Raw genomic sequence first — 12,414 nt, 5'->3', positions numbered from 1 at the left:
TATGGGCGTAGTAGAGCTATTACTGACGTTAAAGAAAAATAACATAGGCCTGACGGTTGAAGGGGGTAATCTGAAAGTGAGTATTCCTGAGGGCGGTACTGATGAGTCCCTGATCCGGCAGATCAGAGAGCATAAAGCTGATATTATAAACTACCTAAGCAGCCTTTCAAAATCTGCTTCGGTGGAGCATATTGAGTATGCAGGAGTGCGTAGTCATTACCCACTTACCTCTGCTCAAAAAAGGCTTTATTTCCTCTTTGAACTGGAGCCATCTTCTTTGGCGTATAATCAACTTCAAATTCTTAAAATTGAAGGGGATCTGGATCAAACCCGGCTGGAACAGGCATTCCTACAACTTATTGAAAATCACGACTCTCTTAAAACAAAGTTCAAGGTTGTTAATGGAGAGCCCGTTCAATACATTGATGAGCAGGTGTCATTTGGTATAGACCATTATGAGAGTGATAATTTGAACGAGTGTGTTCAGCGCTTTCAAAGACCCTTTGATCTAAAGAATGAGCTACTGGTACGAGGAGGGTTGGTCAGGATAGATGAAACTAGTCATTGGCTATTAATAGATACTCATCACATCATATGCGATGGTATTTCCCAGGGTATACTGATTCAGGGACTGATGGACGCTTATCATCAGCAAGCCATCAGTCGGTCAGACCTGAGGTATGTGGATTTTGCCGTTTACGAGCAAAGTCAGTATTGGCAAAACAAGCTAAAAGCACAGGAGAATTTCTGGTTGAATGAGTTTAGAGAAGGAGTTACTCCTCTTAATTTAAGAACGGACTATCCCAAATCCATAGGACGTAACAGAAAGGCACAGGTGCTACGCTTTGTGACAGATAGGCCAGCCAGTTTGAATAAGCTGCTGGAGGACGAGGGGGCTACTTTGTACATGCTGTTGCTGAGTGCTGTGGAAATACTCCTGTATAAATTGACAGGACGTACGGATATAACTATTGGAACACCTGTTTCAGGGAGAAATGATGAGCAACTGGATAAATTAGTTGGAATGTTTGTCAATACGCTGGTTATCAGAGGGGAAATAGATTCAAACGAAAGTTTCAGATCCCTTTTGAAAAGAACCAAAAATAAGGTGTTACAATGTTTTTCGAATCAGCAGTATCCATATGAAGCCTTGGTTGAAAAACTTGACATAGAAAGGGACCAAAGCAAAAATCCACTTTTTGATGTAATGTTTGCTTACAGAAATTATGATCTTCCTGAATTAACAATGGAAGGTGTGAGGGTAAGCCCGTTGTCAACCGATCAATATGTTACCGCACAGTTTGATCTTACTATAACCGTAACAGAACGTGAAGAAAGGCTGGATTGGCAAATGGAATATGATGCCTCCCTTTTTAAACCGGCTACTATTGAACGTTGGGCTCAATATATACAACAAATTTGTGATGTAGCCCTTCAGTGCCCTGATGAGGCCATAAAGAGTCTCAATATATTGCCAGAAAAAGAAAACAAGGTTATTGGAGAGGTCAACCTTACAGAGATTGACAGAGCGGATCAGACTATTCTGGATCTTTTCACCAGGCAGGTTGAACGTACCCCGGATCATGTTGCCGTCAAGTTTGAGGACCAGTCACTATCCTATCAGGAAGTGGAGGATCTTTCAAATCAAATAGCAACATTTCTTCATAATGAACTTCAAGTCACTCAGGGCACGCGCATTGGATTTCTATTAGAGAGAGAACTGTGGCTAATACCGGCTATCTATGGTATTATGAAAGCCGGAGCTGTCTATATCCCTTTAGGGGTGGATCAGCCAGAAAGTAGATTATCTCAAATTGTTTCAGAGGGGGATATTGATCTTGTGGTGTCCAGAGACAGGTTTAAAATAGATTTGCCAGAAGGGTGTCGATGGGTGGATCTGGATTTGGCAGCGAACGATATTATCAAATGTAGCACAAAGCAACCGCAGATAAAGATTACTGGTAGCAACGTGGCATATACCATTTTCACATCAGGCTCAACAGGTAAGCCCAAAGGAGTAATGGTAGACCATCATGCATTGATGAACAACATGCTGTGGAACCAAAAAGATTACCCATTAACAGAAGCCGATGTTCTGGTACAGAAAACACCACTAGTGTTTGACGTGTCCCTTCAGGAGTTGTTTTGGTGGTCCATTTCGGGAGCCTCGCTTATCATAATGCCCCCCGGAATGGAAAGAGATCCTGAGTTGATAGCTGACCTTGTGAAAAAAGAAAGCATCACGGTTATTCATTTCGTGCCCTCCATGATGGAGATCTTTCTTAACCTGTTGAAAGATGAAGCAGCTTTTAGAGCACTTAATTCCTTAAGACTGGTAATTGCAAGTGGCGAGGCGTTGCTCCCCGGTTTGGTTGAGTATTTTAGAACGAAATTTAAGGAGGTATCCGGTATTCGGTTGGTAAATATGTACGGACCTACTGAAGGCACCATTCATGTTACCCATTATGAATGTCCGTTAGATCAACCTTTGAACACAGTTCCCATAGGGAAACCAATAGATAATCTTAGGTGTCATATTCTTGACCCTGATGGAAATAAAGTGCCTTTAGGTGTGATAGGTGAGCTTTATCTTGCAGGTGAAGGGTTAGCCATAGGTTACTATAAGCAGGATGACCTGACAGCCGCCAGTTTCATAGAAAGTAATCTTGGGGGTGAATCCCGCATCTATCGCACCGGAGACCTCGCTTATTGGAGGGAAGATGGTAATATCGAGTATTTGGGTAGAGTTGATCACCAGGTTAAGCTATTTGGAAATAGGATAGAGCTATTGGAAATAGAAAGTCAGATCAGAAGGATTGAAGGAGTAGGGCGAGCTGTGGTAAGTATATATGGCGATGGAGCCAATAAAAGACTTGTAGCCTATTATGAAGCAGATACCCCACTGGATTATCAGTATATAAGCGAAGCGCTAAAGGCTATATTGCCTCCGTACATGGTTCCTGGTCAATATATTTGGATGGAGTCGCTGCCACTAATTGCCAGTGGCAAAGTTGATAGAAAAAGTTTGCCAGCCCCGATTGACAAAGCCTATGAAGAGATAAAACTGCCGAAAACGTCCCTTGAGAGGACAATTATAAAAGCATGGTCTCAGGTTTTGCTATTAAAAGAGGATGAAATTGGAGTCAATTTTAATTTTTTTCAATCAGGAGGCACCTCGTTGATGCTTATTAAACTCAGTACGTTGTTAACCGAATCTCTTGAACGTAGAATTTCAGTACCCATGCTTTTTAATCATCCTACTATAACATCTCTGGTTGCTCACCTTCAGACGGAGGAAGAGCAATCCGCCAGAGATATTGAGGAAGTAAACGAGGAGGTTGATGCAATGCATAACATATTGGGTGAAATGGAAGACTGATACAGTCTCAAAAAGAATTTAAAAAGATATGAAAATGGTCATCAGGCTACAAAAATGATTTAGCCAAAATGACTATCCGTGTGATCATAGAGAATTAAATATAATGAAAGATTATAGTGGTATAGAAATAGCTGTTATTGGTATGTCAGGTAGGTTTCCTGGCGCTAAGAACCTTAACGAATTCTGGAATAACCTGAAAAATGGCTATGAATCTGTAACCTATTTTTCGGATGAAGAATTGGCAGAGGCAGGTGTTCCTGAAACGGAATACAAGCACCCTAACTATGTGAAAGCCAACTCTTTCGTTGAAAGTAAGGGAAACTTTGACGCTGACTTTTTTGGTTATCGCCCTGAAGAGGCGCAACTGATGGACCCTCAGATCAGGCTTTTTCATGAAGAATGCTGGAAAGCGCTGGAAGATGCAGGGATAGATATCCGAAAGAACCAGGATAAGATAGGTCTTTTTGCCGGAGGGTCGCCCAGTTTAAATTGGGAGACCTATGCTATGTTTGCTAATGAGCAAAACTATGTAGACAGTTTTACAGCTTCTCAGCTGAAAGACATAACCTACCTATGTGCCCGGGTATCCTATTTGTTGAACCTTCAGGGGCCGGCTTTTTTTCTAAATACAGCCTGTTCCACTTCACTCGTTGCCATTCAACGCGCAGTAATGAGTTTACTTTTGAGGGAATGTAAGGTAGCCCTTGCCGGTGGCGTTTCGCTAAGCCATAGCACCAAAAGAGGTTATTTTTACGAAGAAGGTATGGTAAGTTCTAATGATGGACATTGCCGTGCGTTTGATGAAAAGGCAATCGGAACAATAAGAGGAGAGGGAGTGGGTGTGGTTGCTCTGAAACGTTACAAGGATGCCCTTAAGGATGGAGACCATATTTATGCCGTTATCAGGGGAGCAGCAGTTAACAATGATGGGTCTGAGAAAATGTCTTTTACAGCTCCAAGCGAGCATGGGCAGTATAAAGCTATTCTTAAAGCCTATAATATGGCTAAAGTTGACCCTGCAACCATAAACATGGTAGAAGCACATGGGTCAGGTACACCATTGGGAGACCCTATCGAAATAGAGGCACTGAATAAAGTCTTTGGAAAAAACGGAACAGCCTGTGCAATCGGTTCGGTAAAAACGAACATAGGCCATCTTGATACAGCTGCCGGAGTAGCAGGCTTTATCAAAACGGTGCTTTCCTTAAAAAATAAGAGTATTCCAGCCAGCTTGCATTATAAAAAACCAAACCCAAAGATCGATTTTAATCAGGGACCGTTTTTTGTCAATACCAGTTTAAAACCATGGGAAAAAGGAGCAACCCCCAGAAGAGCAGGAGTGAGCTCTTTTGGAATGGGAGGTACCAATGCCCATATAGTATTGGAAGAGTGCCCTGAAGTGTCAGACAACACCGCCTGCAACACTATTGATTGGGTCAAACTTTCTGCCCATTCTGTAGACGCATTAAAGCGTAATGTATCCGAACTGATACAATATCTGGAGGGTAACCCGCAGACCAACCTATCTGACCTTGCCTATACCTACAATCAAGGGCGAGCAGATCTCAGATATCGCAAATCAGTGGTGTTTCATGATAAAGCATCACTACTCGAAGCTCTTTCATCAGAAAAGTTGCTGAAGCATCCGTCGCTGTTCAACGGACATAAATCAGTACCGGCTGTTTTTATGTTTGCTGGTCAGGGGGCTGAATATGTAAACATGTGTAAAAGCCTTTACCAAGAACTGCCAGTCTTTAGGGAAACTTTGGATGCCTGCTTCGAGATCGCGCAAAAATATGTGGATGTAGAGCTGAAAAATATTCTTTTTTCTGAATCAAAAAATGATTCAGACCTGATCCACCAAACTAACTATACTCACCCAATATTGTTTGCCGTGGAATATGCCCTGGCAAAATCGGTGATGAGTTGGGGCGTTCAGCCGGACATGGTTATTGGCCACAGCCTGGGAGAGTATGTAGCGGCTTGCATTGCAGGTGCATTTGACCTGGAAGCCGCTATGCAACTGATCATCAAAAGGGGAAAATTGATGAAAACAGTAGCTCCCGGTGCTATGATGGCCGTATCAGTAACCGAAGAGAAACTGAACAAGTACCTGAAAGATCATGCAGGAGTGACGCTGGCAACCGCCAATAGTAGTGAGCTACAGGTGGTGGCCGGAGAGCATGAAGCTGTAGAGCAGTTAATGAAAGTACTTGAGCGTGAAAAAATATCATGCAGGATCATACCCGGAGCCTCAGCGTACCATTCTCATCATATGAACCATATAGCGGATGACTACCGCAAGGTTTTAGAGACAATAGACATGCAACCGCTGACTCTGCCATTGATCTCCAATGTAGACGGGCAAAAAAAGGAAGCAGGAACTGTATTATCAACTGAATATTGGATACAGCATTTGGTCAGCACAGTGAAGTTCAAGACCGGGATTGATACGGTAATGTCAGAAGGAGATGCCAATTTTATCGAAATTGGTCCGGGTATAGAATTGAGCGTATTTGTGAGATCTAATACGTCGCGTCATAAGGGGCATAAAGTGGTTACAGTGAGCAAGCATCAGGACCATGATTCTACAGACCTTGATCATTTATATGCCGGTTTGGGTAAACTATGGGAGTATGGTGCGGATATCAATTGGCAGGCCTTCTATAAGGATCAGGAAAGACATAAAATATCACTGCCGGTTTATTCTTTTGATCAGCAGCAGTTCCCTGCAGAAGTAGATGCCTACAGACTGATTACTGAAAGGATGAACCAAAATGTTCACACAGTAGAAAATGATCTTGGGAAATGCTTTTATACACCAGCCTGGGAAACGGCAGATGCTTACAGACCTGATACATTGCAGCAAGAGTATGACTATCTGATCATATTTGAGGGAGAGGAGTCTGCTGACTCGTTAACTGATAAACTGAGAATAAGCGGGGCAAAGGTTGTTGTTGTTTCGAAAGGAGAAGAATTTGAAAAAACGGACGATTTACACTTTACCATAAGAGCTAATAACCAGGATGATTATAAAGTACTTTTTAGTCATTTTAAGGATGCGTCCATAAGAATATTATTCATGTGGTCTATGGATGAGACCATTGTGGAATTAACAGGGAAGGAGTCTTTTGTTTCTCAGTTAGATGCTCACTATTATCCGCTGATCAATATTGCCAAGTCAATAGACGAATTAAATAATCAAGAGCAAATTACCCTTATCTCTTTAACCAACAGGCTTCATCAGGTTTTTGCAACCGAGCAAGCCTCTCCGGAAAAAACACTTCATTTGGCTGCCATAAGGATTATTTCTAAGGAATTTCAAAAACTGGCTTGCAGAAATGTTGATGTAACAACACTGGATGATACTCTGGTAGAGAAACTTCTGAGCGAGTTTAAATCCGACAGTCGCGATGTAGTTGTAGCCTATCGCCATCAGACCCGGTTTGTGCAGCGTATGAAACCGGTTACTTTACCAGTAACCTCAACAGCAGATGCAAGTTTTAAAGACGGAAAGACCTACCTGATCACAGGAGGTACCGGAGGTATGGGAATCAATTTTGCACGACACATCTCATCACGGGTTAGTGGTGTAAAACTTATCCTTACCGGACGTAGCGAATTATTGCCTAAAGAAGATTGGGGAGATTCACAAAAAAGGGCAAGTCATCCCAAGGCTAAAGCCATGGAGTCTCTACTGGCTATAGAGGAGGCTGGTTCAGAAGTGTTTTATTACCAGGCTGAAGTTGCCGATAGTCAGCAAATGGAGGAGGTCATTAGAGACGCACAAAAGAATGTAGGATCGATCAGTGGAGTAATACATGCGGCAGGAGGAGCCGATTTTGGAGGGATCATTTATAACAGATCGAAAGAAGATGATTTAAAAGTAATGTTGCCAAAAGCAGTAGGGGCTATTACCCTTAACCACTTATTGCAAAAAAATCAACTGGACTTCTTTATTTTTTGTTCATCCACTGCCTCTATTGCTGCCCCTGAAGGTGAAGTAGGGTATGTGGCTGCCAACCTGTTCTTGAATGCATACGCAAAACAGATTTCAGAACAGTTTGGAAATAATGTGGTAAGCATTAACTGGAACCACGTACGAAATGTGGGAATGGCCAATGAGGCTGCTAATGTACTCAGAGCAAAAGGATTTGATGAGATAGTAGACAGTATCTCGGCCGAGGAAGCCGGGGAGGTGCTGCAAAGATCAATAAATACCGGAGTTACAGAGTTGATGTTGTCAAGACATAAACTGTCAGACTTCTACGAGCAGTTGCCAGATAGGCAGGCCGATGATTACGACACTCATATAGAAGAGGTAGAATTGTCAACAGAGCATTTAGGGAGTGTTAGCGAGGTACTCCTTCAACTATGGCATTCCTTTTTTGGCAAGCCTGATATTAGTGTTGATGATGATTTCTTTGATCTTGGCGGAGATTCTCTTAAAGCCCTGACTCTGATCGGAAGGATCAATAAGGCCCTTCATGTCAAAGTTTCCATTAAGGACTTTCTTAATCATAGTGATATATCCGGTCTTAGTACCTTGATCGAGCAGAGACTGGAAGCAGATAAATCGGAATATATACCTATTCCGAAGGCACAAAACAAAGAGTTGTTTGCACTTTCGGCGGTGCAGAGAAGACTTTATTTTGTATACCAACTCGATAAGAACTCGCTTGCCTACAATAGCCCTAAACTGGTAAAGCTGGAAGGAAAACTGGATAAAGACAGGCTTATGAATGCAGCAAGACAGTTGTTTGAAAGACACAGTAGCTTGAGAACAACGTTTGTGCTGCATGATAAAGAACCATACCAAAAGGTTAACAACTCAGATACTTTCCAACTGGAAGTTGTTTCAGGGGCTGATACTACCGTTGAAGAGGTGCTTAAAGCATTTGTGAGACCATTTGATTTGGAACAAGGTCCACTTTTGAGGATCACCCTTTTTGAGGAATCACCGGAAGTCAACTATTTGTTGGTAGACATGCATCACATCATAACCGATGGTTCTTCACAAAATATCCTGATCAGTGATTTCCTTCACTTTTACAATGATGATCAATTGCCAGATCTTCCGGTACAGTATGTTGACTTTGCCGAATGGCAACAGCAGGAAGAGCAGCAGGAGGCCATAGCAAGACAAAAGGAGTTTTGGTTGGAACAATACGCCAACGAACCCTCTATGCTTGACCTGCCTATAGATAATGCCAGGCCGGAAGAGAGAAGCTATGAGGGAGCCACCAGTAATTTTGCTTTGAGTAAAGAAGATTCGTCGAGGCTAAGAAAGCTGGCAGAACAGGAAGGGGTAACATTGTATGTGCTTTTACTTGCTGCTTACAAAGTTTTTCTGAGCAAACTGTGTAATCAGGAGGATATTATTATAGGCTCTCCGAGTGCAGGAAGGAGTCATCCCGATTTAGAAAATGTAATTGGAATGTTTATCAATACCTTGCCAATTAGAAGTGAAGTGAAGCCGCAATGGACATTTCAGGCATTTTTAAAGGAGCTCAATAAAATTGCAATCTCATGCTTTGATAACCAGGATTTTCCCCTGGATGAACTGATTGATGAGCTGAAACTGGAAAGAGAGACAGGGAGAAATCCTCTGTTTGATGTGGAGTTTGTCTTCAAAAATTATGAGGAAACCACTTTTGAGCTTAATGACCTGAAGCAAAAAAATATACCGCTGGAACATCGTGCAGCCTTTGAGCTGATCCTTTCTACTTATGAAATGGATGGCATGTTCCATTTTAGGTGGGAATATACCAAAGAGCTTTTTAAAGAAGCTACTATAGATAAATTTACAGGTTATTTTAAGAAAATTGTTGAGGGTATACTGGCCGGTGCTACTCTGGAGATCAGTAGTTACGAATTATTGGGAGAAGAGGAAAAGACCAGAATAATCGAGAATGCCAGTGGACCTGTTCAAAAATATCCGAACTCAACAGTGATTTCTTATTTTGAGTCCGTTGCAGAACAGCATCCCGATCATGTTGCTGTACAATTTGAAGATACCCCAATAACCTACAGGGAGTTAAATGATAAAGCCAACAGCTTAGCAGTACGGATTGCAGAAACTTGTAAAACGTCTAAGCCAAGAGTCGCATTACTGTTTGATCCCTCTCTTGAAATGGTCATAGGAATGCTCGCAGTATTAAAGACGGGTGGATCATACCTGCCTTTATCTCCTGCAGCTCCTCAGACACGGAACGAACAGATTATAAAAGATAGTGGTTGCCAATTATTACTTAAGCAACCAGACCTTTCATTAGATGGCCCTGGTAACACACTAACTGTTCAGGTGGCTGAACTGGAAAGCCTGCCGGAGAACCCTGAAAGAAATGAGACTCCTGAAGATCCGGTATATATTATTTATACCTCCGGTACAACAGGTGAGCCTAAAGGAGTGGAGGTTCCAAACAAGGGAGTGATGAACTTCATATACTGGAGGATTCAGACCTATGCATTTGGTAAAGATGATAACACACTGCAACTGTTGTCTTATCATTTTGATGGATTTGCTTCCAATTTATATGCTTCTCTGCTTTCAGGAGGTAAGTTGATCCTGGTGTCTGACGATAAGCGTCTGGATGCAGCGCAACTCTTCAAACATGCTGATTTGGCCTCAGTTACCAATATGGTTGCAACACCTGGATTATATGGAGCTTTGCTGGAGGGTATAGCTAATCAGCAAGATGCTAAGTTGGATATGAGATTTGTAGTTTTGGCAGGTGAAAAAGCTAGTCCCGCACTTATTAACAGAAGCAAGGAATTGCTTCCGTCGGTGAAGCTGCATAATGAATATGGCCCAACAGAGGCATCTATTGGAGCTACTTGCAATCTCGATATGAATGCGGCCAACGTTTCAGTTATCGGAAGAGCAGTGGCTAATACCTCATGCTACATCCTGGGGGCATTGGGAGAACTGCTGCCTTGGGGAATCAAAGGTGAACTATGTATTGGTGGTGACGGGCTGGCCATAGGTTATACTAACCAACCAGCACTTAATGCAGAGAAATTTGTTAAGCCACAACACCTCAATGGACAGCGCGTCTACAGAACAGGAGATCTGGCCAGATATAACAGCGACGGAACTATAGAGTATTTGGGAAGGGTCGACAACCAAATCAAAATAAGAGGTTTCCGTGTCGAACTTGAGGAAATCAGTAAGCATATCTTACAACTGCCTGGAATAAATGAAGTTTATCTCGACGTTTTTGAAAAAAACAACGACAAGTACATTTCAGCTTATTGTGCTTCGGCAGATAGTGCCAACGTTCTGTCAGTAAGAGAAAAACTGGAAGAGAGCTTACCTCCTTACATGGTACCTTCTTACTATGCTCATGTGCCTGTTTTACCACTGACTAATAATGGTAAGGTTGATATACAAGCCCTTAAGGAAGTTCCCTTCCTGAATGAACAGGCGAAAGTCAATGGTAAAATGGCCAAAACTACCCTTGAAAAGCAAATAGCAAACATTTGGAAAGAAGTGCTGAAAATAGATGAAGTGCGTGTAGAAGATCGCTTTTTTGATATCGGAGGTACTTCATTAAATGTCATTAAGCTTAAACCCAGGATCGAGGAAGTTGTAGGAAAAGAGATAGATATAATGGCCTTGTTCAAATACCCAACCATAGAAAAGTTCATTGCGAACGTTTTCCCCGAGGAGTTGGCCGTTGAAGAGGAGCCGTTGGATCGAGCGGAAACCATTCGTCAAGGTAAGGCCAACAGGTTGAAGCGATTAAACAGAAAGAATTAACTTTTTAAAGCGGAATATTTAATAGAATGAATAAAATCAGCTTTGTGTTTCCCGGAGTTGGGTCACAGTTTACAGGGATGGGTAAGGAATTATATAATGAATTCCCTGTATTTAAAGAAACCATTGAGGAAGCCAGTGACCTGGCCGGTACAGACATATTTAAAGTTTGGCAGGATGCCGATCAAAAGCAAAGGCTTAATGAGCTTAACTTTGCACAGATTTCCCTGCTTATTATTTCTTATGCCTCTTACAAAGTACTACAGGCTGAACTAGGGATCGAGCCGGATATGATGATAGGGCATAGCCTGGGGGAATATTCAGCACTATGCTGTGATGGTATTATGAGTTTTTCAGAAGCCATTCCTCTGGTGCAAAAGCGCGGTGAATGCATTATTTCGGCTGCCGAACAGCTCAAAGGCACAATGCTATGGGTTATCAATGTGGATACACAAATAGTGGAGCAAGTGTGCGATCAGTTAAGACAGGGAGGTATTAAGGTTTACCCTTCTGCTTATGATACTTCAACGCAGTGTAGTATTTCATGCTTTAAGGATGATATATTCACCATTGCCAAAGCATTGGAAGATAAGGGCGCCCTGGTTTACCCATTAAATCTTAGTGGCCCTTTCCATAGTCCATTAATGCAGCAGGCTGCCGTAGATTTTGAAAAGGTACTGGACGGCTGCACCTTTCGACCCCAAACATCCAGAGTGATTGCCAATGAAACAGCAAAACTATATAGCAGCGATGTTAAAGGGCACCTGACCAGACAGTTGGTATCACCCGTAAAGTGGTTCCAGTCACTGGATTTATTGGAGGCTTCCGGCGTTTCTACCATCGTTGAAGTCGGGCCGAAAGAAGTGCTTACATACCTTACACAAAAAAGCGAGAAGCCCTTCAAAGCCTATACCTTCAATACCATTCAGCATTTGAATACACTGAAAAATGATCTGTTAGTAGCTGAAGATGAATACCTTATGAAGATCAGTGCTTGTAAAGGGGTAGCAGTGGCAACCAGAAACTATTATACTCAAAATAGTAATTATCAGCGGGATGTAGTGGCTCCATATCGGGAGATAGCTAAAATTGAAGAAAGTATTAGGGAAGGGAGAGAGGTTGCTTCGGAGCAACATTTGAAACAGGCCCTGGTGCACCTGAATACCATACTAAACAACAAACGCGTACCGGCAGATATTCAGCAGGCAAGCCTTTCACATTTGCTCAGCGATAAATTTAAGCACCTGGTATAAAGTCAAACCGATAAAAAATATTT

The 12,414-nt window shown here is 42.2% G+C and carries 3 protein-coding genes; all 3 read left to right on the top strand.

Annotated elements, in window-relative coordinates:
- Window position 1 precedes the first annotated feature (1 nt).
- The 3 genes from JMN32_RS23575 to JMN32_RS23565 all read left to right on the top strand — a co-directional run bounded on the left by JMN32_RS23575 (window position 2) and on the right by JMN32_RS23565 (window position 12,391).
- Window positions 2–3,379, top strand: a complete 3,378-nt coding sequence (locus JMN32_RS23575) for a non-ribosomal peptide synthetase (RefSeq protein ID WP_202858844.1) — start codon at window positions 2–4, stop codon at window positions 3,377–3,379.
- 103 nt (window positions 3,380–3,482) lie between these two features.
- On the top strand, window positions 3,483–11,141 hold the full coding sequence (locus JMN32_RS23570; RefSeq protein WP_202858843.1) for a non-ribosomal peptide synthetase/type I polyketide synthase: 7,659 nt from the start codon (window positions 3,483–3,485) through the stop codon (window positions 11,139–11,141).
- A 26-nt stretch (window positions 11,142–11,167) separates the two neighbouring features.
- Complete coding sequence (locus tag JMN32_RS23565; protein WP_202858842.1) at window positions 11,168–12,391, top strand: ACP S-malonyltransferase; 1,224 nt, start codon at window positions 11,168–11,170, stop codon at window positions 12,389–12,391.
- Window positions 12,392–12,414 lie beyond the last annotated feature (23 nt).

It is taken from the genome of Fulvivirga marina, from assembly GCF_016775155.1.
GTDB lineage: Bacteria > Bacteroidota > Bacteroidia > Cytophagales > Cyclobacteriaceae > Fulvivirga > Fulvivirga marina.
Note: the sequence above shows the minus strand (reverse complement) of the source record. Positions and strands in the feature narration are given on the sequence as shown.

Coding starts and splice junctions, on each gene's coding strand:
- JMN32_RS23575 (WP_202858844.1), top strand. CDS start 2: ATGGGCGTAGTAGAGCTATTACTGACGTTAAAGAAAAATAACATAGGC.
- JMN32_RS23570 (WP_202858843.1), top strand. CDS start 3,483: ATGAAAGATTATAGTGGTATAGAAATAGCTGTTATTGGTATGTCAGGT.
- JMN32_RS23565 (WP_202858842.1), top strand. CDS start 11,168: ATGAATAAAATCAGCTTTGTGTTTCCCGGAGTTGGGTCACAGTTTACA.